The organism is Paenibacillus sp. FSL M8-0212 (genome assembly GCF_038004645.1).
Lineage (GTDB): Bacteria > Bacillota > Bacilli > Paenibacillales > Paenibacillaceae > Paenibacillus.
The window spans coordinates 3,419,455-3,443,012 of sequence record NZ_JBBORP010000001.1 but is presented as its reverse complement, the minus strand read 5'-3'; the positions used below and the strand labels follow the sequence as shown (position 1 = coordinate 3,443,012).

Annotated in this window: 21 protein-coding genes and 1 riboswitch; of the genes, 11 read left to right on the top strand and 10 right to left on the bottom strand. The window is 44.5% G+C overall.

The annotated features are described in order from the left end of the window. The first annotated feature begins 238 nt into the window (after positions 1-238). The 7 genes from MKX68_RS15145 (at position 239) to MKX68_RS15115 (ending at position 8,466) form a co-directional block, all read left to right on the top strand. The gene (locus MKX68_RS15145) at positions 239-937 is read left to right on the top strand and encodes a response regulator transcription factor (protein ID WP_340912657.1); all 699 of its coding nucleotides are present in this window, start codon (positions 239-241) and stop codon (positions 935-937) included. A gap of 20 nt (positions 938-957) precedes the next feature. Next, on the top strand, positions 958-2,400 hold the full coding sequence (locus MKX68_RS15140) for a HAMP domain-containing sensor histidine kinase (RefSeq protein ID WP_340912654.1): 1,443 nt from the start codon (positions 958-960) through the stop codon (positions 2,398-2,400). A 103-nt stretch (positions 2,401-2,503) separates the two neighbouring features. Beyond that, a complete protein-coding gene (locus MKX68_RS15135; protein WP_338588612.1) occupies positions 2,504-3,262 on the top strand; it encodes an ABC transporter ATP-binding protein in 759 nt (252 codons plus the stop codon). A gap of 2 nt (positions 3,263-3,264) precedes the next feature. Further along, positions 3,265-5,667, top strand: coding sequence for an ABC transporter permease (locus MKX68_RS15130; RefSeq protein WP_340912652.1), 2,403 nt, complete (start codon positions 3,265-3,267; stop codon positions 5,665-5,667). Between the two features lie 142 nt (positions 5,668-5,809). Further along, positions 5,810-6,043 carry a hypothetical protein gene (locus tag MKX68_RS15125; RefSeq protein ID WP_339788727.1) on the top strand — a complete coding sequence of 78 codons (234 nt, stop codon included), beginning with the start codon at positions 5,810-5,812 and terminating at the stop codon, positions 6,041-6,043. A gap of 272 nt (positions 6,044-6,315) precedes the next feature. After that, positions 6,316-7,281, top strand: a complete 966-nt coding sequence (locus MKX68_RS15120) for a hypothetical protein (RefSeq protein ID WP_339788725.1) — start codon at positions 6,316-6,318, stop codon at positions 7,279-7,281. Positions 7,282-7,314: 33 nt separating this feature from the next. Continuing rightward, positions 7,315-8,466, top strand: coding sequence for an outer membrane protein assembly factor BamB family protein (locus tag MKX68_RS15115; RefSeq protein WP_340912648.1), 1,152 nt, complete (start codon positions 7,315-7,317; stop codon positions 8,464-8,466). 159 nt (positions 8,467-8,625) lie between these two features. On the opposite strand, the gene mmuM is transcribed toward MKX68_RS15115, so the two are convergent. The 8 genes from mmuM to MKX68_RS15075 form a co-directional block, all read right to left on the bottom strand. After that, complete coding sequence (gene mmuM, locus MKX68_RS15110) at positions 8,626-9,693, bottom strand: homocysteine S-methyltransferase (RefSeq protein ID WP_340912646.1); 1,068 nt, start codon at positions 9,691-9,693, stop codon at positions 8,626-8,628. Beyond that, complete coding sequence (mmuP, locus tag MKX68_RS15105) at positions 9,671-11,083, bottom strand: S-methylmethionine permease (protein WP_340912643.1); 1,413 nt, start codon at positions 11,081-11,083, stop codon at positions 9,671-9,673. The genes mmuM and mmuP overlap by 23 nt, the downstream gene beginning before the upstream one ends. Before the next feature lie 92 nt (positions 11,084-11,175). Then, positions 11,176-11,277, bottom strand: a riboswitch (SAM riboswitch). A 70-nt stretch (positions 11,278-11,347) separates the two neighbouring features. Continuing rightward, complete coding sequence (locus MKX68_RS15100; protein ID WP_340912641.1) at positions 11,348-12,550, bottom strand: Ger(x)C family spore germination protein; 1,203 nt, start codon at positions 12,548-12,550, stop codon at positions 11,348-11,350. Next, positions 12,547-13,647, bottom strand: a complete 1,101-nt coding sequence (locus MKX68_RS15095) for a GerAB/ArcD/ProY family transporter (protein WP_338588618.1) — start codon at positions 13,645-13,647, stop codon at positions 12,547-12,549. Before MKX68_RS15095 ends, MKX68_RS15100 begins: the two co-directional genes overlap by 4 nt. A 32-nt stretch (positions 13,648-13,679) precedes the next feature. Continuing rightward, positions 13,680-15,392: a spore germination protein gene (locus tag MKX68_RS15090; protein WP_338588619.1), complete on the bottom strand. Its 1,713-nt coding sequence runs from the start codon at positions 15,390-15,392 to the stop codon at positions 13,680-13,682. 147 nt (positions 15,393-15,539) lie between these two features. Then, on the bottom strand, positions 15,540-16,445 hold the full coding sequence (locus tag MKX68_RS15085) for a methyl-accepting chemotaxis protein (protein WP_340912638.1): 906 nt from the start codon (positions 16,443-16,445) through the stop codon (positions 15,540-15,542). A 552-nt stretch (positions 16,446-16,997) separates the two neighbouring features. Continuing rightward, the gene (locus MKX68_RS15080) at positions 16,998-17,522 is read right to left on the bottom strand and encodes a VOC family protein (RefSeq protein WP_338588621.1); all 525 of its coding nucleotides are present in this window, start codon (positions 17,520-17,522) and stop codon (positions 16,998-17,000) included. A 228-nt stretch (positions 17,523-17,750) separates the two neighbouring features. Then, entirely contained in the window at positions 17,751-18,194 is a 444-nt protein-coding gene (locus MKX68_RS15075) for a VOC family protein (protein WP_340912634.1), read from the bottom strand. An 87-nt stretch (positions 18,195-18,281) separates the two neighbouring features. Here MKX68_RS15075 and MKX68_RS15070 point away from each other — a divergent pair, with 87 nt between their 5' ends. Next, positions 18,282-19,250, top strand: a complete 969-nt coding sequence (locus MKX68_RS15070; RefSeq protein WP_340912631.1) for a helix-turn-helix transcriptional regulator — start codon at positions 18,282-18,284, stop codon at positions 19,248-19,250. Between the two features lie 28 nt (positions 19,251-19,278). On the opposite strand, the gene MKX68_RS15065 is transcribed toward MKX68_RS15070, so the two are convergent. Continuing rightward, entirely contained in the window at positions 19,279-20,475 is a 1,197-nt protein-coding gene (locus tag MKX68_RS15065; RefSeq protein ID WP_338588624.1) for an MFS transporter, read from the bottom strand. A 183-nt stretch (positions 20,476-20,658) separates the two neighbouring features. Here MKX68_RS15065 and MKX68_RS15060 point away from each other — a divergent pair, with 183 nt between their 5' ends. Both MKX68_RS15060 and MKX68_RS15055 read left to right on the top strand, forming a co-directional pair. Further along, positions 20,659-21,525 carry a LysR family transcriptional regulator gene (locus tag MKX68_RS15060; RefSeq protein ID WP_340912627.1) on the top strand — a complete coding sequence of 289 codons (867 nt, stop codon included), beginning with the start codon at positions 20,659-20,661 and terminating at the stop codon, positions 21,523-21,525. Between the two features lie 21 nt (positions 21,526-21,546). Next, positions 21,547-22,221 (top strand): VOC family protein, encoded by a 675-nt coding sequence (locus MKX68_RS15055; RefSeq protein ID WP_340912625.1) that lies wholly within the window; start codon positions 21,547-21,549, stop codon positions 22,219-22,221. Positions 22,222-22,264: 43 nt separating this feature from the next. Here MKX68_RS15055 and MKX68_RS15050 read toward each other — a convergent pair whose 3' ends face one another. After that, positions 22,265-22,630 carry a MerR family transcriptional regulator gene (locus MKX68_RS15050; protein ID WP_340912623.1) on the bottom strand — a complete coding sequence of 122 codons (366 nt, stop codon included), beginning with the start codon at positions 22,628-22,630 and terminating at the stop codon, positions 22,265-22,267. A gap of 129 nt (positions 22,631-22,759) precedes the next feature. Between MKX68_RS15050 and MKX68_RS15045 the strand changes: the two genes are divergently transcribed. Beyond that, complete coding sequence (locus MKX68_RS15045; RefSeq protein ID WP_340912620.1) at positions 22,760-23,410, top strand: nitroreductase family protein; 651 nt, start codon at positions 22,760-22,762, stop codon at positions 23,408-23,410. Positions 23,411-23,558 lie beyond the last annotated feature (148 nt).

Sequence of the window (23,558 nt, the reverse complement as noted above, 5' to 3'; positions counted from 1 at the left end):
TCATATTTTCCTTGCTGATCTTTGTCATTTTGTCATTCCAAATGTGATGTTTTATCAAATATCGGAACAATACATTGGTATTATTAATTTAATGAGAAGTAATCATACTTTTCTGAATAAAATAAATAGCTAAATCAATAACTTGATTCCTCTATGACTTAAAATGACATAAACTAAGAATATACATAATTACAGTTATTGCCTTAGCTTATTATCCTTCTAATGGAGCGCGATCAGAATGAACTCTAAACGCAAAGTCCTCATCATCGAGGATGAATCAGATATTTCGCGCATTCTGCGAGATTATTTAACCAAAAATCAATATGAAGCCGCCGTGGCAGCCACTGGACAAGATGGACTTCAGATTATGGAGCTTATTCAACCAGACTACATCATTCTGGATATTATGCTTCCGGACATGGACGGGATCGAGGTCTGTCGAGAGATCAGAAGACGCAATAATATCCCCATCCTTATTCTGAGTGCCAGAGGCAGTGATACCGATAAGGTACTTGGTCTTGGCTTTGGAGCAGACGACTATATGACCAAGCCCTTCTCGCTGAGCGAACTGTTAGCACGGATTAATGCCCACTTCAGGCGTTATGACAGCATGACATCCGTTGGAGACAGAACAGATCTACTGCATCTTGGAAACCTTATGATTGATAAAAAAGCCTATAAAGTTACATTAAACGGATCGGAAGTTTCTATGTCTGCCAAGGAATTCGAATTACTTCATTATCTGGCAAGCCATAAGAATCAGGTATTCTCCAAAGCCCAGTTGCTCGACGCCATCTGGGGATATGCAACCTACGGCGATGAAAATACCGTAACCGTATACATTCGCAGACTGCGTGAAAAAATCGAGGCAGATGCCTCGCATCCGACCGTTCTGAAGACCGTATGGGGTGTCGGTTACAAATTCAATTACGCATAAGTGAGATTGGAGGCTCCCACATGTCATTGAACAGCTGGTCCAAACGCTGGTTGTTAACAACACTTGGGCTTCTCATTATTATCGTTTCAAGTATCCTTGCACTGTCGATGATGCTGTTACAAGATCAAAATTCAGGCGAATCCAATCTGTCCCTGAATCAGGTTCGACTCAAGGTCAATCCGATCTTACTCGCTTTGGAGCAAAATCATCAGCATCTTAATGAACAAAATATTCGTGAAGTCATACGTTCCACCGCCAGAGAGACCGGAGTTCTGCTTACCTATCTAAACTTGGATGGAAAAGTCATGCTGTCCTCCGACCCCAACTCTGAAGGGACGCAAGTTAATCTGCGTTCAGCTCTCCATTATGATCTGCATCATGCCACGCAGGCCGCGGACGGTAACGATACGCTTGATATTGCGTTTCCCGTGATGGACGGACCGGTGGGAAGTCAGATCGGCAATGCCATCTTTTCCATCCCCCAAGCCATGGTTACGGTTCAGCAGTCGATGACTTTTCCGGTTATATTGATTAGCGCACTCATTCTCCTGTCACTGATTCTGAGCTTATTTCTATTCTGGATGAAACGAAAACTGGACAAACACCTGCTCTCTCCCATCCATCAATTGAAGCAACATGCGGAATCCATGCTTAAAGGCAATTATGAAGAAAAAATCCAGTACAACCGCAACGATGAATTGCTCGAAGTATATGCCATGTTTGATCTAATGCGTACGGAGATTAAACATATGAGCGAGCAGCGTATTCAGCAGGAACAAGCACAAAAGGAACTCATCACCAATATATCTCATGATATTAAAACACCAATTACCACGATAAAAGCATACATAGAAGCGATTGAGGAAGGACTATGCAACGATCAGGAGACGCTGATGGAATATATGAGAGTCATGCGGACCCATACGGATAAAACGGCCCGCCTTGTGGAGGATCTGCTGGTTCATGCACTTCAGGAATTGGGGCAAATTTCGGTGGAAACCCGTGAGATGTACAGTGGGCCTATACTGGAGACGATGTTGAAACCTATTGAACATGTTGTCCTAACAAAGGGGCTTATCTATAAAGGACCCAACTACATCCCAAATGTGTTAATCGCTATCGATCCCACTCGAATTGAACAAGTGATTTCCAATCTTGTCGTCAACGCCCTCAAGCATACAGCTCCAGGAGACACGATACGTATAGGTATGGAACTGGAATCCGGACACTTGAAAGTGACGATTGCCGATTCGGGTCAGGGAATACGTGTACAGGACATGCCGTTTGTATTCCAACGTTACTTCAGAGGCCAAGCGAGTCAGGCAGACCAACATGTTCAGGAAGGTACAGGGCTGGGTCTTTCCATCTGCCAAAGCATTATTGAAGCACACGGAGGCAGTATTTCTTTTACTAGTAAAGAAGGAGAAGGTACGACCTTCCGATTCTATCTGCCGATCTGCTGAGCCCACACTCCACAGCTGTAATACTTTATTCATAATTTGATAAGGCTTCCTCAACATCCCTCCTCTAGAATGAATCCTATACTGCACTTGGGAGTGATTTGACTTGTCCAAAAAGGTGATTATCCGTGCACAGAATCTGTGCAAAACGTACAACAGCGGAAGTGAGCAACATCATGCCATCCGTAATGTTGATCTCGATATCTATGAAGGGGAATTCACGGTCATCATGGGTAACTCTGGCTCTGGCAAATCAACCCTCTTATATCTGCTAAGCGGACTGGATCAGATTACAGCAGGTGAGGTCTATTTTCGTGATCAGCGGATTGACGCTTATAGTGAACGGGAAATGTCCAACTTCCGCACCCGCCGAATCGGTTATATCTATCAGAGCATCAATCTGGTCCCAGACCTTTCCATTAAAGAAAACATTGCTTTACCGGGATACATTGCAGGAAACAAAAAGAAGGACATCCAATACCGTGCTGCTGAGCTGATGAGTGCGATGGATATTGATGGACAGCGTAACCGTCTTCCCTCCCAAACTTCCGGAGGACAGCAGCAGCGAGCTGCCATTGCACGGGCTTTGATCAATTCGCCGGATATCATTTTTGCGGATGAACCGACCGGAAGCCTGAATATGGAGCACGGCACAGCTGTTCTTGATATCCTTACGGCTATCCATCGGAAAGGACAGTCTGTTGTCATGGTGACGCATGATATCAAGGCCGCCTGTCGGGCAGATCGCCTGATCTACATTTTGGACGGCAAGATTGGCGGAATCCTTGAGTTTGACACCTATGACGAACATCAAATTCAAGATCGTGAAGCGATCATCTTCGCTTTGGTTACGGGGAAGGAATAACGATGGCGGTCATGTTTAAACTTAGCTTGTCGTATCTGAGTAGGAACAAAATACAAAATGCGTTGATTGCGCTGCTTATTTTGCTGTCTACCCTACTGGTATCCACATCTGTCATCATTCTGGCCAATACGGGTAACCAGTTCAAGGAAATGCATAGTCGGACCAACGGGTCCCATCAGATCTTGACGTTCGACAAAGGACTGAATGATCCCCAAACTGTGCATGGCTGGTGGGCTGCCCAGAACGGTGTTCAAGTCTCACCTTTGCTTACTTACCGCATCTTGTCGGGCATCACTTTTGGCGGCACTGACATCCCTAACCTTTATCTGTACATGATGAATACCCCGCCTCCTCCGTGGAGTGTAGATGAACTTGTATTTGCAAGTGGTACACAGCATTCGGCTCCTGAACAAGGAAGCGTATGGATCCCAACTTCCATGGCGAATGGCTATAACATCGCTGTCGGTGATACCATTCAATTCAAAACTGGATCTACCACACTTGACCTCGCAGTCTCAGCTATTGTTGTGGATGTTCCTTATGGGGCACCGTTCACCAATACGGCAAGAATTTGGATGAACAGTACGGATTACCAAAATGATCTTAGTACGCTTGCAGGAAAAGATATTCACATGATGGGCATCCATTTTGATGATTACAGTACGAACTCCAGCTACTGGGATCGTTATACAAGCGAGACGGGTGCCCCATTCTTGGAAACCAAAATGGAATTTGAAAGTATCTCATCCTTTTATCTGATCATCAATCAGATCGTAGGGTTCATTATGATATTCTTAGGGGCCGTCATGATGATTATTGCCCTCATTACGATTGGCTTCACCATATCCGATGCCATTCTGGCCAACTACAAAACGATAGGTATCCTTAAATCGCTGGGACTCACTTCCCGGGGCACCATTGGTACCTACGTCATTCAATATACCCTGCTGTCCATCATCGCCGTTCTTCCCGGGCTAGTACTGAGCGTATTCGTCTCCAAATTCATCATCAACATCTCCGTATCGTCCCTGCGAACTGGCCAGGGTGATCTTCCAATTGAGGGCATTGGAGCTGCTATTGTTGTGGGGCTGCTGTTACTCGTCTTGGTTATTGCATTTGTCGTGTTATACGCCAGAAAAGCTCGCACGATCGAGCCTGTTCAGGCCATTCGGTACGGTATGTCGGAGAGCGACAATGTACGCATGGCGCGACGAATGAATTCACCGCTCGCAAACCGGGCCTTGTTTGGACGATTGCCCGTCTCTTTTGTAATCGGCATACGCAATCTGATCAAAAACAGCAAAAGCTCGGTTCTGATGTTATTGCTAACAACGTTGGCTGCTTCCGTACTTGTCCTCGGGTATGTTGTACTGACCAGCATTACCGGAATCTATCAGACGGCGGCCAAATGGGGGTATGACAATGCTAACATTGCCGCAGTCGTTGTAAACAAAACTACGTTTCCGAGAGCAGAGCTGCAGAACGTATTGGAAGAAGACCCTCGCATCAAAAATGTGGGCTGGCAAGGAAACATCACCGGAGTTATCCTTCCAGATGATTCAACCGACGTGGTCAGCCAGTCTACCAGTCTTTATCTAAGAGTACTGGATGGAAGCTATCAAGATCTTGGTTTTGAGACGTTGAGAGGAAACAATCCGGAACTCGAAAATGAAATTTCAATCGGGGTTAGTGTTGCCAAGATGTTAAACAAGGATATGGGAGATCTCATTGATCTCTACATTGAAGGAGAGAAGCGCACGTTCATGATTTCGGGCATCTATCAGGCCATCTCCGACTTGTCGGTATCCGGAAGAATCACAGCTCAAGCGGTTCGAAGCGTGAATCCGGATTACGGAGATGTAAATGTCGCGTTTATCAATGTCAACGATCCTTCACAGGCAGGAGCCATTGCTAACCAATTGAATGAGCGGTTCAAAGACTCTGCTTCCATCGTCACGCAAAAAACGCTGCTGGATTCTGTTTATGCAGAAGCTGCAAGCATTCTTGTGTACCCCATGGCTCTCATTGGTCTGCTGTTCATTTTGGTTACATTTATCATTATCTTCAGCACCTGCCGGATCAGTATTCGCAAAGAGAGCAAGACGTATGGCATTTATAAGTCGATTGGAATGACATCTAGCAGTATTCGGTCTTCTATTACACTGGGAGTCGTATTGTTATCCCTGATCGGTTCGATGTTTGGCGTTATTGCTGGCGTGTACCTTCTTCCGTTGTTGCTTGAAAAAGTACTCTCGGGATACGGTATTGTTCAAATCCCATTGGTTCTGAATTGGTGGGGAATTATACTTTTCTCTTCTCTGAGTATCCTTGCAGCAGCTTTTGGCTCCTGGAGATCATCCAAGGTGATTCGTCAGGCATCCCCGCGCATTCTTGTTATTGAATAACATGCAGCAGCAGACAGACATTAAAACACATGACAATATATTTCAACAAAACTCTAAATCCGACACAGAAATAGTCCTATATACCTAGCAATGATAGATATGATAGACTTAATGGCATACTATGGTAAAGGAGTTAATTTCTTTGTACAACAAAAATAAAACGAGTAAATTGTTGAAGTGGATAGCTTGGATTAGCATCATTCTATCCATTATTGCCGGCATCCTCGTTGGGCAAAATGAGTTCAGTGGCTTTCAATGGTCTTTGACTCTTCCAGTTATGATGAACGGCATTGTAGCAGGACTATTGTTACTAGGTGTTGCGGAGATTATACGGTTGGTGCAGGATATTAAAAATGAAACGGTAGGTCCAGATTAAGTTTGACCTCGATTTTTGTTAAGGAGTTGTTTATTTTGAAATGGTTATGTATTCGATTTTGTTTGTTGATCAGCATCCTGAGTCTAGGATTGTTGTCAGTAGACAAACCTTCAGCGTCGGCTAAAGCCAAGACCGTGCCACAACTTGAATGGGTCAAGCAGGTCGATTCTGGCCAATGGGGGGATGGATTCACTCCGCATTACTTCAGACTGGATTCGTCCGGCAACCTAAACATTCTGGTGAGAAAGGTTGTGAATGAGGACCTCATATATGTGGAGAACATTAGTGGTGAAACCGGGGACATCCGATGGTCCAAGCCAGAATCTGATTATGGTTCAACAAGTGATGGTTACATGTATACTTTCAAACCTGCTGAAACTGATGACTATGAAAATAGATTAGATGATATTATTACAGTCTCGGATCTGACAACTGGTAAACCGATATGGTCTTCAATAAACCCTTACTTTCGTGAAGGTCAGTCCTCAGATTTCGCCAAAAACGGAACAGTTTATTCTTTCACTTATCACAAAAACAAATATGTAACTCTTTATTATTATGATGAACAGGGACATCGAAGCAAAAAGCTTGTTCTCCCCTATATGCAATATTACACAATAGAAGGCAATTTTATTTTAGGTCAACCGGGCAACAAAAGTCCGTATACTCATGTTTTTAATCTTTCTACAGGTAAGAAGCTAACGGTGCTGACCAATGAAACAACCTTGCCCTACGGGAATAGGGTTACGGACGATGGAACCCTAATAACCCGGAAGTTTATCAATAACCGTGAACTTGAGTTGAGGGCATACTCGCCTACAGGAAATTTGAAATGGAAGTATGATTTTTCTTTTAAAAAGGGGCCTCCCGAGATATTTATCATCCATGATCGTGTGCTGTATCTGGAACAAACCGCAGGCAATATCATGCTTATGAATTCCGATGGAAAATTCATTACAGGGGTCAATGAAAATCCCTTCTACATGCAAGGTGAGCCAAATAGCTCTCTGAAAATGGCCATCGATTTACAGAGTTTTATGTACATCCAATACACGGAACAGGGAATAGAACTCGTGATTAGAGATTCAAATAATCTGAGAGAACTCTATCGGGTGTCGCAGAACGATTGGAAAGATGTAAGGTTTAATCGAGATGAACTGTTCCTCAACAAGCAAAATGAACTATTTTTCATACCTTCCGACGGGCAAACGATAAGAAAGTATCAGTTACTTCCATAATCCAGAGAACATTACATAAGGAGTCTACCAATCATGAGTTTAAAACGAATCAACTATTGGCTTATAGCCAGCCTATGCATCTTCCTTGCGATCCCATCCGAGCCAGCTCTGGCTAAAGATCTGCTGCAATTCCAATGGGGGTATGATATTACCAACGGCGGACAGAGTGCAACAAGCTCATATTCAATGAAAAGTGTTACGGACGCCATGGGGAATGAAAGTCTGCTCGTAACTAAAGCAGGCAAGAATAATGATTATTATATCGACAGTGTGGATGCCAAAACAGGGGAGCTACTTTGGTCGATTCCAACGGACAACGAGTACACGCTATCCGATGATGGATATATGTTTATTTTCCACGATAATCAAGTCAATGCCAAGCATATAGCTACGGGCCAGATCCGTTGGACAGCTTCTCTGCCCGGACCGCCAGAAGATTGGAGACTATACTCGGCAGAGTCAGCCATTCCAGGCGAAAATGGAAGTCTGTATGTGATTTCAGTCTCCCATGATAATAAAAGCAGTACACTCTACTATTACGATGCTAATGGAAATTTAAGTCGAAAGTTCAAGGTTCCATATATAATGCAACAGATTCATGGTGATGTGATTGTCGGCAGTACATTTGGCGATCATCCCAATTTTCACTTGATTAGCCTGACCAGCGGACAAAAAATTAAAACGATTACTGGTGGTAAAGGTTACAATGGGATTAAGAGTCTATCTGACGGCACATTCCTATATTATAATATCTACAAAAAAACAATAACGCTTAAAGGCTATAACAGCACGGGGCAGCTAAAGTGGACAAAACAACTTCCTTATAAGGAATATTCAACAGAGCTTTTTGCATTGAAAGGTCGTTTTATATTTGTGGATTATAAAAATAAGCGAATCAAGCTATATTCATCTTCAGGTAAATTAATTGCTGAGAAGGCATATCTGCCAGTATCATATCCAAATATGGCTTTGGATGGCACAAGTTTGATGTTTAAATCTGAAAAGAATGACGAAGATGAACTAGAACTAATTATTATGGACACAAGCAACCTGAACGTTTTGTACACTTACAAAAATGGCGAATTTGATCTTAATGATGAACGTCTATTTCTCAATAACACAACGGGTCTGTACATCCTAAGCGACGAAGGTCGTACCTTAGTTAGCACTCAGTTAATTAAATAGCATAATTAGAAGCATCAGAAGAGGAATGTCCTCATGTTGATGTTAACAACGCTAAATCACACTGAAAAAGCCCTCACCAATCCAGTAATGGGTCGTGAGGGCTTCTTTATATTTGGTTGTATCTCTAGCTTTTCAGTGTACAACTCTATTTCAAGTCTTTTAACTCCGCCACTTCTTCGCAAGTTCGCCAATCTGATGTGGCGTAGTGCGGCAACAGCCGCCAATAATCTGCGCGCCCGCAGCAACCCACTGCTCCGATGCGTCCCTCATACTACCACAGGTCCCCTGTCCGCTCCACGTCTTCGTTGCTGCATCATACGTCTCTCCCGAGTTCGGATACACAATAACAGGTTTGTCGCTAGCACTACTGAGAATACCCACTGCTTCCGTCACCACTTCCATCGGAGCACAGTTCAGGCCAATCGCCGCAATCTGCGGCTCGGAGCCAAACGTCTGTGCACATACCTCAAGCGGTGTGCCCTCGCTGATGCTTGTCCCGTCTTTTAAAGAGAAAGATAGCCAGGCATACGCATAAGGAAACTCTTTCAGTACATCAACCAGCACCTGTGCTTCCTGCAAGGAAGGAATCGTCTCAAACGCCAAAATGTCAGCCCCCGCTTCAATCAGCGCCGCCATACGCGGACGGTGAAATGCAGCAAGTGTCTCATCCGACACGCCGTAATGTCCCACATACTCTGAACCATCCGCCAGATAGGCGCCGTAAGGCCCAACGGACCCAGCAATAATTGGACGTGGACGGAGATTGTCTTCTTCGCGATCCACTGTAAGATCTACTATATGCTCATCATTTTCCACGGTCTCGGAACGTATCGAAGGAACTTCTACAAGCTGACCTGTCGAGCTTTCTCTCCCTACTAAACCACTCTGCACTTCTGCCCACACGTCATCTCTCGCCTGCGCTGCCAGTTCGACCGTCTTGCGAATCAGCTCCAGTGCTGCCTGTTCATCGATCCCTCTCTTGCGGAAACCATCCACCGTCGCCTGATAGCTGGATGTAATCGCACAGTCGGCTCCTGCTCGAAAATAATCTGCATGGACCTGAACGATAACATCTGGATTCTCGAGCAATACACGAGCTGACCACAGTGGATCATCCAGATCACAGCCATGCTGTTCGAGTTCCGTGGCCAGCGCTCCATCCAGAATCATGACCGGATGTTTACGCAGGATCTGTTCTATGGGATTAGTCTGTTGTGCTTGAGTCATGTACTTGTCCTCTTTTCTTATTCACACGTTCTGTCAGATAATAAGCAGCGTAACATACTGCAATAAATGGAACCCCACAATACAGCGCAATCCGCTGTGTCGGGTCAAAGGCAATACCTATGCATGAAGCCAGGCATAAAATAAATGAAACAATCGGTACCACCGGATACAGCGGTGTGCGATAAACCAGATCTTTGACCGCATGTCCTTCCCGGATATACTGTCTGCGGAACATGTATTGGGAGGCACTGATGCTCATCCATACCGCAACGACAGCCAGACCTGAAATGGAAACCAGTGTAATATACACGGTACCTGGCGCAATGATGCTGGACAGCAAGGCCAGTGCACCACCGACCATACTGATCAGAAGTGCATTCAGCGGTACCCCGCTTTTGGTCAATTTGGCAAACCACGGAGAGATCGTTTTTTTGTCAGCCAAAGACCAGAGCATCCGTGAAGATGCATATAGGCCTGAATTGGCAGCAGAGAGAATCGCCGTCAGAATAACAAAGTTCATAATGTCTGCTGCATAGGGTACACCCACCCGCTCCATTACCGCTACAAACGGACTTTCCAGTACACTGGCATCCGACATGGGCAGCAAGGCCGACAAGATAATAATCGTTCCGATGAAGAAAATAACCAAACGCCACAGCGTTGTATGAATAGCTTTTGGTATCGTCTTTTCCGGATTCTCCGTCTCACCGGCGGCAATGCCGATTAACTCGGTGCCTGAGAAGGCAAAGTTTACAGCAAGCATGGTCATCAATATCGCTGTAGCCCCATGAGGGAACCACCCGGATGCGGTAATATTTGATAGAAATGGAGCCGGTTCAGAATCCGCCATGGGAATGATACCAAACATGGCTGCGCCACCGATAATAATGAAGATTACAATAGTAACTACCTTCACAGATGAGAACCAGAACTCGGATTCCGCAAATAATTTCACCGTTAAAGCATTGAACAAAAAGATCATCAGTGCAAAGAGCGCGCTCCATATCCATACGTTTACCGATGGGAACCAGCGCTGCATCAGCAATCCGGCGGCTGTGAATTCGGAGCCAAGCGCAACAGTCCAGGTTAACCAGTATAACCAAGCCACCGTGTAACCTGTTGCCGGTCCGATATATTTGGCTGCATAACTATGAAATGCTCCCGTCTCTGGCATATGAACAGACAGTTCACCAAGACAGAGCATCACCAGATATACAACGATGGCTCCGATCAGATAGGACAGAATGGTTCCCAGTGGTCCCGCCTGCTGAATGGTGTAACCTGAGCTGAGGAATAATCCCGTTCCAATGACTCCTCCGAGAGAGAGCATGACCACATGCCGTGCCTGCATTTTTCGCTGAAAATGCCCTTTGTCGTTGTTGTTCTCCATACCTGCTGCTCCCCTACTTCTTCATCCAGAAAAAACAAAAAAGACCCACTCTTCCTAAAGAGTGCGCCGTTACTGACAAATAAAAACAAACGCTCCTATCTATCAGGCTTTCACCCGCTGGAATTAGCACAGTATCCTTCAGATCTGTTGCTGAGGTTTCTAAGGGCCAGTCCCTCCACCTCTCTGGATAAGAAAATGATTTTTTATAAATATAGCGATTGATCATGAATGTGTCAACATTTAAATAGTAAATGGCACACCTCGCTATTCCGTAGAAGACCCCGGATTGATGATGGAGGTCTTTACCTCATACGTAATGGGTATAGTAGCAAAGATTTCATCCCAGTTCCCTTTAACCTTCTTCCACGTTTTTGGATATTTAATACGAATGCTATCGCGGAAACCAGCAACATCGACTTTGTAGGTATGTTGGAGCTTGTATAGTAACTGTTTGATCTGTTGCTCGACCAGTTCAGCAAAATCGTTTTCCATTTCTTTCAGATATGCACCCTTTTCCTCTTCTTCCGGTGCCCGCCAATCCTCCATTAGCCATCCTTCAGACTCTGCCTTCACATGGAACGAGATATCATCGCCATTAACCTTCGGAATGATTTTGATTTTCTTCTTCTTGATTTCATAGAGTACCGTGAAACCCTCCTTACTATATGTTTTTATGACACCACCTTGTTTTTTAGGCATAAGCCAGGACAGAGCTTCCAAATCAGTTTGGCTGAGTTCCCCCAGAAATTTGGTTGTATTTGCAGCAAATATGCTGCCCCCGGAGAACTTGTCCTCTCCATTGGCATTCAGCACATTTTGAAGCAGAAAACTGGACCCGGACTGCATCTGTGCATCCAGTTTTGCCAGCGAAACGGGTTCCAGAATCTTGTTGGAAATGTATGCATTGTTCGTAATGCCTGTAAGGTAAAATGCAGGAATACGGGAAGGATCATCTGAGGTAAGCACATCAACCGCCCGCTGGTGACTAATCAGTACAAGACAGTTCGGTCGAATATCGTTATCCCGGAGTACAAAATCGAGCAATTGAATCAGTCCATACTTTTTGGCAATATCCTTGGAGATCACAATAACCTTCAGATGATGTCCAATGAGTGGACGATCTCGCCGCAAAGCAAACTGACGAAAAATTTGCAGCATGGAATCTCCCGTAAGCTGCTCATTGGAATAAGACTCTTTGCCAGAAGAGGGTGAACCAGATTGCTGACTTTTTTGACTGCTAGAATTCCCAGGGGCAATCTGAACGGTTGCTGTGACATTGTTTTGTTTGGGATAATGCCCACCCTGCGCTGAAATCTTCTTCTCGAAATCGGTCTCTTTTCCAACGTCAATCCCGAGACCTACATACAAGCTTAGATCTTCTATCTCGCGGCTGCTCCAGCAACCTGATATTATACACAGGATGAACACAGCACAAGTTACTCTTAAGCACAGGCGGAATGAAATCATGCGTGTTTGCCTCCTTTTTTGCGAATTATGCTGATAAGCAACAATACCAGAGGTAATATAGCGAACAAAACTACAGATACGTTACCTAGCATATCGCCCAGTGCAAAAGTTTCAAACACTGTTTTAGGCATCATTGCCGTCAGATAAATGAATGGAAGCAGGGCATACATAATCCAGCGTATCTTCTTTGCCCGAAACAAGTCCCGGATTCCTACGGAAGCACAGTAATGGGTAATGGCAAATGTCGAGAAAATCTGCATAATCCAGATCACCAGCAATAACGATTCGAAACGTTCAAATATCAGTCCCTGTATCTCAAAACTTCGTACCAGATCCAGTGTTGGCCATGTTCTGGTCTTAATTCCATCCAAGGACAAACTGCCTACGACCATTACAACAGTGATCAGATATACCATTGTAGAGATAGTTAACCCCCATGTCATCGCCTTGTTGCTTTTCTTCGGATCTTGCATATATGCAGTGATGACCAGCATAACTTCGTAACCGGTATACGACAGTAGCGATGGTTTCAGCCCTTTGAGTACAGGCATGATGCCCTCACCCAATACGGGTCTGAGGTTACTAATTTCGAAGAGCTGATTACTGAGCAATATCTCCATAACAAATATAATCAAGGTGATCGGCAGGATGATCTCAAACACGCGAATAATGACACCAAGCCCACCGGAGATCATATAGATGCCTATCCACATAAATACCATTACAATAGCCCATGTAGGCGTGCGCTCAAGCAGATACATCCCCGTGACATCGGCCATGACTCTAATTTCGAATGCTGAAATGATCATAAAATACAAAATTGTCACACAACCCAGTATGTAAGCAATCCAGCGCCCGGTGATCTCCCGGGTAAACTGGAACACGGTTTTCTCAGGAAATCTGCGGCACAGGGTAACCAAAATCAGACCAATACCTGTGACAATGAGCCCTGACAGCAGGATGGAAATCCAGACGTCCGGCGTTCCAACGGCTCTGCTAGTTGTTCGAGGTAACGTCAAAATACCCGCTCCAAGCATGTAGTTAACGATAATAACAACGGCCTGTGTGGTGTTAATTTTCACTCGCGAGTCATTCACTTTGTTGTACCTCCAGACCTTCTGTGGATTGTCTACTTCTTGCGATCTGCATCTACCGGATTCGTCATCTCGGGACGTCTTCTCATCATGTTGAGTGGAGCACGAATGACAAAATCTTTCCAATCACTCAAGTGATATGGAACAGCTGGTGCGACATAAGGCACTCCAAAGCTGGAGAGTCGTGCAAGATGTGTACAAACCAGCAAGAAGAACATAACGACACCAAACAAACCTAGTATTGCAGCACTAAACATGGCAGCAAACCGGAGAATCCGTAGCGTTAATCCCGCACTATAGACAGGAATCGTAAAAGAGGATATGGCTGTAACAGCTACAACGATAACAAGAAACTGACTGATGATTCCCGCCTGTACGGCAGCTTGACCAATAATCAAACCCCCAACGATACCCATCGCAGGTCCAATCGGCTTGGGTAAACGTATTCCCGCCTCTCTCAGGATCTCAATGGAGAGCTCCATGATCAGCACTTCTATAATAGAAGGAAACGGTACTCCAGTCCGGGTTTCTATAATCGTCAGTACCAGCTTGGTCGGAATCAACCCCGGATGAAACGATATAAAAGAGACATAGAGCGCTGGAGCAAGAAGGGCCAGCATGGCGGACATAAACCTCAGGACCCGGAGAAATGTACCGGGAATCCAGCGTTCATAGTAATCCTCAGGAGATTGGAGCAACATGCTGAAGGTCACCGGTACCACGAGGACAAATGGCGTTCCATCCAATAAAATAGCCACTCGACCTTCAAGCAAAGCACCGATTACCCGGTCAGGTCTTTCCGTATTCAGAACCTGCTGAAAGGGACTCAGTGTATTATCTTCAATGAGTTGTTCCACATAACCAGATTCCAGCATCGAATCCATATCCATCTCTTCAATTCGCTTGCATACTTCAGCCACGAGATTAGGATCGGCAATATCCTGAATATAGGCTATCGCCAAATCTTTTTTGATCCGTGAACCCACTTCATACTTCTTAATAAACAGGCTCTGATCACTTCCATAACGACGCAAAATGCCTGTATTATCGCTTAATTGCTCTGTAAAACCAATACGTGGCCCACGAAGCAATCCCTCAGACAGGGGTTCATTCATACCTCTTGTTTTGATCTTATGGGCTCCAATTAATAAAGCACCCGGCAGTCCATCGACCAAAAGCGCATTTTTCCCAAAAAGTACACCTACTGCAAGCTCTTGAAGGGACTTCGTCTCCTCAACCAGACTGACAGGAAGTAATTGATCTTGCAGATATGCCGACAATAAGTGGGCGTTGTCCGGATGGAGGAATCCTTCCTGTTTAAGCATGGGAACCCCTTCTAACATCAACGGTGTAATCAAGTGATCATCAATCAAATCTTGATCTACCAAGCCTTCGGTATAGATGACCGCAGCCCGTGTATTCGTTCCCCTAATGGTAAATTCCCGAATATGCACATCTGCATTTTGTCCAAAGCTTTCTTTTACGCTAATCAGATTGGTATTGTACTTCTCGGTTAATTTAATATTGGCATAATGGCCCGTTTCGGTTCCTTGACCCTGTCCTTTGGCTGCTGGCGAGATATCCTCCGAGGATACAGCAGGTTGCTTCGAACGCGAGAAGCTTCCACGCTTTATGGCGGCATTGATCCAGCGCATGGTCATGGTAATCCCAATCGGAATAATCAAGACCAAGAATGCCTGAATCCATATGGACGAATCTGGCACGTAGGATAGAATTGTTGACCACATGTTCCCACCCCACCATTTCTCTGCATGTGAAGCTGCAGGTATTCCCAAGTATTGTGTCCCCGTTTGATCACAAAAATTCCCGTTTTTTTGTGTACTGAACGACAAAAAAACGGTTCCTGTGCACGGAACCGTTATTACTATATATTTTTATACGATTCTGGTCACATGCTCCGCTTTGGCATCCAGCAAGTGAGCCGAAGCAGCAATTGCTGTAAAATCATTCAAAGCGATCTCAATCTGCTTCTGGCTCCGCTCAACGTATTCCTCTACTTTTTTGGTGCCGCCTGTGATATTACCAATTTCCTTGGTTATTCCAGTCACGCTATCACGAATCTCGTTAATCGAACTCTCCACCATTGCGGATAGTTTCTTAACTTCCTTGGCCACGATATCGAATCCTCGTCCGTATTCTCCTGCATGTGCAGCCTCAATGGCAGCATTCAACGCAAGCAGCTGTGTCTGTGATGAGATCTCGCGTATTGTTCGTACCACACCCTGAATCGATCCCGCCTGTTCCTGCAAATGAGTCAACGTTGCACGGTTAGTAACCGACACCTCTGAGATATAGGAGATACTGGACATTAATTCCTGGCTCCGTTCAATACCTACATCTGCCTGCCCATTCAGTTCATGAGACATCGTTTTCAGCTCATTCACTACGACCGAAATGTTGTTCTGACGGTTGGTAATGTTGGTGGCGATTTTGGAGACACCCAGTATCTTCTGATTTGTCTCATCGTAAACCGGCATATATGTCGCCTCAAGCCATACGGAATTCCCCTTTGCATCCTTGCGTTCAACCTTGTCCTGGAAGCTGACCCCATTAAAGATGCTATTCCAAAAAGCATCATATTCCGGAGTATTTGCAAATTGACCGAAGCATAGTTGCTGATGCTTCATGCCATACATCTCATCTACCGTATATCCCATCGTCTGGGCAAAGACCTCATTCACGTAGGTTACCCGGCGATCCAGATCGAATCGAATGATAGCAAGACTTTTCTCCATCGCCTTGATGACCATTGCATCGGTGACAACATCTTTCTTTTCCATATCTAATATAGACACTTGATAACCCCCACAGTTCATTCCATAATAGACAGCCTTTAACTAGCAGAAAACGATCATAACAACATATGTATCCATCAGGTTCTAGATGACTCTACTATTGATACCCGATTTGCAGAACTTTGGATCACCTGTTGTCATTTATTTTTTAAAAGAAAATCTGCTCCACCTCATCCGCTGACAATGGCTTGCTGTAGTAGTATCCCTGCACTTTATCGCAACCCTGTCCAATCAAAATATATAGTTGTTTCTTCGTTTCAATGCTTCTTCAATATCCTGGATAAAAGGCATCCGTCAACATACTTTCGGAGCATGTTCATCGTCCAGAAAAGAGACGCTATAGCTTATCTTATCCGTAAAATATCTCTGTATCTACTTGTTCGTATCGTAACATAAGGCAAAGAAGTATACACTTCTGTATTTGTAACGTATTTGTAACATAATTTCTGTTTTTTATTAAACATTTAGCCCCTATATACAATAAAAACAGGACGATTTGTCGTCCATCGTCCTGTTTCTTATCCAGTCTCATCTTTATTATTTTTTTCGTGGTGTCCAGCGCTTCGCTTCACTGTGATTCGGATACTGAATGCCCGCAGGATAGGAGATCAGCTCGATCAGCATCCCCCAAGGTGCCCTTCCGTACACAAACTGATTGCCTTCCCCGCCTTCAATATGACCGGTCAACGCCCCAGGCTCTGTTAGCAACACCCCGCCCGCTTCTTTGAAGTGTCGTGCAGCTTCTTGCATATCGTCCACGTACAATGCCATATGCTGCAATCCGTAATCCGATGCCCTAACTGGCTCTGATTGCGCTGTATTCGCGTACTTAAATAGTTCTATACTTGCACTCTCCCCGAGCGATAACATCCGAATATGAATAACCTTTGCTCCTGAACGCAGTCCTAATTTACGCTCTGCCTCAGGTCCTTCCTGTGGGGGATCATCCGGCGTTATATGATCATAGGCAAGTTGAGCTCCAAACGCCTGTTGTAGAAATAGTGTCGCCTGATCCATATCCGGTACAGTTATTCCAATATGGTCGATTCCTCTCGTAATCATGTTATCCCTTCTTTCCTTTATCCATTGAACTTGCTTGTACACAGCGACATCCGTACCTATATGATTTACACGAAAAGAGGTCCGCTATAACCATCGGTTGCTCGAACAACCTTGTATAGAAACCGAAGAAAGAAGAGCGCATGTTATCCATGGCTCTTCTTTTTTTTATGTTTTTAAGTTAGTTCCAAGTTTACATACCGAGTGCTTAACCGGGGGCCTAAACTCATTTTAAAAATCGTGCACAGTGACACACAGCTGAATGGCAATGCCAAATGGGTCCCGCATAATGCCATAACCTGGGCTGAATTCATTTTGCTCGTAAGGCACCAGTACCTTCACGCCCTCATGTTGCATCAGAGAATGATACAGTTGATCGATTGTCTCTTTATCCTTGGATTGAATACATAGTGACGTGCTGTTCCCCAGCTGCCATGCTCTCTCCGTGTCCATTGCTTCTTCCGCAATCATGACTTTGTTAACCCCAATCTCCAGCACCGAATGTGTAATATACTCATCTTGACCGGCAGGGTACTCGAAACCCGGGTTCATTTCCTTCATCTCTTTATAACTTTTCTTGAATATCACCTTGGCGCCCAGAAACTGCTCATAAAAAGCAATGGCTGCCGCCGCATCCCCGTTCATCGACAAAAATGGTATCACTTCAAAATTCATTATATTGCCTCCTTGTTCCTATTGGATTACACTTATCACTATAACAACGAAAGGTGCCAATCCATGGCACCATTAAGAAGGTTTGATATGAAAAAATCAGAACGTATGAACCAGATGTTACGCTTCATTAATCAAAAACAACAGTTCACCCTGCAAGATCTCATGCAGGAGTTCCAGATCTCCAAACGAACTGCGTTAAGAGATATCGCCTCATTGGAAGAGTTAGGTGCGCCCATCTATGTCGAATATGGACGCTACGGCGGATATCGACTGCTGCAACAGATGCAGCTGCCTCCCATTTCGTTTAATACGGGTGAGCTTCATGCCCTTTATGTTGCGATGCAGGCTCTCCGCAGTTTCTCTAGCTTACCCTTTCAAGTCTCTTTCCGTACCATTCATGAGAAATTTATGAGCGCGTTATCCGACAAGCAACGACAGGATATTGAGAACATCCAACACCGGGTTTCCTTCCGACATACGGAGCAGATCCGCGATAGTGCACATTTGGAATTTCTTTTGATGGCTGCTGTGCAGAATATAGTGATTCAGATTACGTACGCTAATCAGCGTAGATCCCCTGATCAAAAGCCATCTTCTGCAAACACCAATATCCGCACCATTCAACCCATCACACTCTATGCCAGGAAAGGCTATTGGTATTGCCAGGCCTATGATCTGCATAAACAAGCGTATCGTGTATTCCGCTGCGACCGCATCACTTCAGCCGAAACAACGGAGATTGAACCTTTAACTCATGTAAAGGAACTCTATTCACAGGATGCCCCGTCTCTATGGAAACCATCGGAACAAGCAATTCCATTCAAATGCCTGATTGATGAAGCCGGGATGGAGCTATTCCAGCAAGAACATTTCCCATCTATGCAGATCATCGAGCAGATGGGACACATGCATCTTGTTGGTTCATATGAACCTCACGAGCTTGATTTCATAGTGAGATATCTTGCAGGCTATGGTAAATCGATTAAGATTATTGAGCCCGTCATCTTACAGAAAGCATTAAGGCAGTACTATCTGGACTTGTTGGATCATGTATAAAAGTCCTATTTCTATATCCATTTCACTTTTAAATGCCTTTTAGCTCCTGCTCATGATCAATAACTTTTGAGCTTTTTTTATTACCAATAGCCAATTGAACGATAATCTGCAACACGATGATGATAGCCAAACCATAAAATGCTTGCACAAAGCTGCCTGTTAGATCGCGGAGCCAACCAATCGCCAGCGGCCCAAGTGCTCCAAGAATGTAGCCACCAGATTGAGTCATAGCCGACCAGCTACTGGCTTCCTGAGCATTGTTTGTCTCATCAATCGGCAACATGAGTGCAATCGGGAACAGTCCACCTGCACCGATACCGAGCGGGATCGCCGCGAGCCACGGACTGACAGAGACATTCAGCATCAGGACACCAATTAACTCCAACAACGCACATCCAACAAGCCAGAAGACACGTCTTTGGTACCGATGTACAAGCATGGGAATGAATAACGTTGAGGGCAGTGATATCAATGTAAATAACGTTTGGATGTTGCCAGCAGTCTCTTGGCTATATCCATGGCTCTGAATGGCTGGCGCAAGCCAGGCGGTTAATGAATAGAAGATCGCTGCCATCAGCCCGAAGAACAATGTCAGCACCCATGCACGCCTGTTCTTCACCGGAAGTGGTGCATGGACTACAGCCGAAGTTTGTCCGGATTGCCGCTCTGTACGCGCAGACCAAGCTAATTTCAACCAGATCGGCAATGCAATGGCTGCGAGTAATGCCCATGTAGCCAAAGAACCTCTCCAAGATCCACCCAACGTCTGCTGAAGCGGAACCGATAATCCCACACTAATGCTGGCCCCCATCACCATAGCTGTAGAGTATATGCCGACCATGGCTGCCACTCGGTTAGGAAAATACTGCTTAATGAAGCTGGACAACAGCGGCCCTGCCAATGCAATCCCTACACCTGACAGAAAAGAAGTGAACATCATCAACGGAGTTGCGCCTACGAACAATCGTAATCCCGTGCCTATCCCAATAAGGATTAAAGCCAGCACAATGGCTCCTTCGTTCCCCCACCTTCTACTTAATCTTACAGAGAATGGAGCGAATATGCCCATACATAATACCGGGAGTGTAGTTAACAGACTGGCGGTCATTCCACTCAAACCCAGATCATTCTGTATGGTACTCATCAGAGGAGAAATGGAAGTAATCGGTGGTCTTAAGTTCAGTGAAGCCAGAATAAGCGCCAATACAATATAAAAAAGTTTCATTATGGATCACCTCATGGTAGTAGTATCGTTGCCTTCACCAAAGATCCCAATTGTTAATGAAAAGATCTTCGGGTGGTGCACGATTAAGTATAGGATCATTAGAATGATTGAACAATACTATTGTTTCTATTAAAATGATTACTAAAACCAATGATTAGAGGTGAATTGATGGAGATTCGTCAAATGGAAAACTTTATTACAGTGTGTGAGGAGCTTCATTTTACACGGGCAGCTGAGAAACTTGGCATATCTCAACCTACGTTGAGTCAACAAATACGTGGGTTGGAGGATGAACTTGGTGTTCCTTTGTTTGACCGTGTCGGCAAAAAAATTGTGATGACCCAGGCAGGCACTCTGTTTTTGGAGCACTGTGTACAGATGATCCGGCATTTACAGAATACCCTAGATGCGCTAGCTGAATTCCGGAATGATCAGCGGGGACGATTGGTTATTGGTGTTCTTCCATCCGATTTGGATTACCGTATCACTCCGCTGCTCGTTGATTTTCATGCTCGATTCCCCAAGGTGCAATTGAAGGTTATCTCGTCGATCTATGTCGTAAATCAAGTGTTGGAAAATGAAGTCGACATCGGCATTGAGATCACGTCTGCCCCTGATAGGCGGCTTGTACGCATTCCTTTGTGCAGTGAAGAATATGTACTGGTCGTATCCGAGAATCATGATTGGGCTGAACGAAGCACAATTGAAATTCAGGAGTTACGTGATATCCAAACGGTGATGTTCCCCGAAGGATTTACAGGCAGAGAATTGGTCGATGGCTATTGCCGTAAATATGGCTTCACCCTAAATACCATCATGGAGACTAGTTCGGCAACCTCCATCATTAGCCTGGTCAAAGCCAACGTTGGAGGAACACTGCTGCCTTATCCTCTGATCAAAGCCATGAATGAGCCCACGTTACGTTGCATCCGAATTACAGATGATCCGCCATACCGGCACTTTGAGATCATCCATCGGTCCGACCGTTACCTGACGCAATCGGCCAAGGCATTTATTGAGAAAACAATCGAGTATTTCAATCAAAGGTGAGATTAAAAGGAGGATAATGAAATGAAAATAAAAGAAGTTGGTTTGTTGACACATCAGGTCGAGGCCATAAAAGAGTTTTACGGTACACTACTGGAACTGGATCTTGTGGAGGATAATGCAACATGCGTTTCATTCCGTGCGGGGAACTCGGTACTATCTTTCAAGAAGGCGCCAGAACAAGAGAAGCCCTACTATCATGTAGCATTTACGATTCCAACGAATAAAATTAATGATGCAAAAAGGTGGGCTCAAGACCGAAACATTTCATTGCTCTCCAAAGATGGACAAGATGAATTTTATTTCCCCTACTGGGATGCAACAGCCTTCTATTTTTATGATCCAAGCGGCAACTTGATGGAATTTATCGCTCACCATTCACTCGATAATGCAGTTGATGAAGTTTTCGAAGTGAAGCATCTGTTATGTATTAGTGAAATCGGTCTGCCTGTCGATGATGTTCCTGAGACAATGAACACATTGAATGAGCATTATCAACTTGATCCATTTGCCGGAGACGGAAAACAATTCTCCCCCACGGGTGATGCAAAAGGCATGTTTATTGTCATTGATAAACAGATGCCCTGGTTCCCAGACGGGCGTATGCCTGGTGTATTTGCTACAGAGGTGAAGGTGGAAACTGGACAGCCCGGTAATCTGCGTATACAGGACGATATGTACTCGATTGAATCGATATGATGTAAGAACGTACTGAATGAAAACCTCAAGAGGGACTTCCGGCTTAATACTTACCAAAACCATCCTCACACGTGATATCCGATTTAAGAATTTCGTACAGATTTTGTTTGGAATTCTCTAATTTATGTTGTGTTTCTTCAATTTCTAATATTTTCGCTTGGATAATGATTGCTTGATCATTACTTGAAAACCCATGTTTAGAGATCATAGATTGGATCTCATGGATCGTAAAACCAACAGCTAAACATTGTTTGACCACGTCCAGATGCTGAATAATGCTCTGCGCATATATTCGATAGTTATTATGATCTCTCAACATATGTTCATCCGGGATAATACCTATTTTCTCGTAGTAACGAATCGTGGATATCGGAAGGTTTACATGGTTCGCTACTTCACTAATCTTCATATGGATTTCCCCCGTTTCTTCTTCTTGCTATAAAGTATACTTCATAGTTTACAATCCTCATAGTGAGACAGATGGAGATATAATTTATACCCTACTCTCACCAATATAGATATGAGGAGAGATTTCAATATGAACACAATTACCGGTCAATTCAACAAAACAAATGATTTTGATACCATCGTCTTGGAGCGCCATTCCGTTAAAGTCTACGACCCTGAAGTGAAGATCAGCCGCGAGGAGATGACCGAAATACTGGCGAAAGCTTCACGTGCCCCTTCGGCCATTAACATGCAACCTTGGCGTTTTCTTGTTATCGACAGTGCTGAAGGCAAAGAGAAACTTGCACCACTGGCCTCTTTTAACCAGACACAGGCACTAACGTCTTCGGCTGTCATTGCTGTGTTTTACGATGCCAACAACGTTGAATACATGGAAGAGATTTTCAGCAAATCAGTGGAACTTGGGTACATGCCCCAAGACATCATGGATATGCAGATGCAGCAGGTACAACCTTATTATGCGAACATAAACGTATCCGAATTGCGTGATATGAACCTCATTGACTCAGGCCTCATATCCATGCAACTCATGCTCGTTGCCCGTGCTCATGGCTATGATACGAACCCTATGGCCGGCTATGACAAAGGTCAGATCGCCGAAGCGTTCGGCCTGGATAAAGAACGGTTCCAGCCCGTGATGTTGATCTCCATAGGTAAAGCAGCAAAAGATGGCTATCCTTCCTATCGTCTCCCCGTTGAAACGATTACGAGTTGGGCGTGACCAACAGCTACTCTCAAGACTAAAATGACTATGGATGATGCTATAGTAAATACTAAGTCTGAAAAATAGATGAAAATCACGGTGCATCCCATAATACCAGAGTACTCATCCTATATCAGTTAAAGGCTTTCATTATAATAGCCTCATA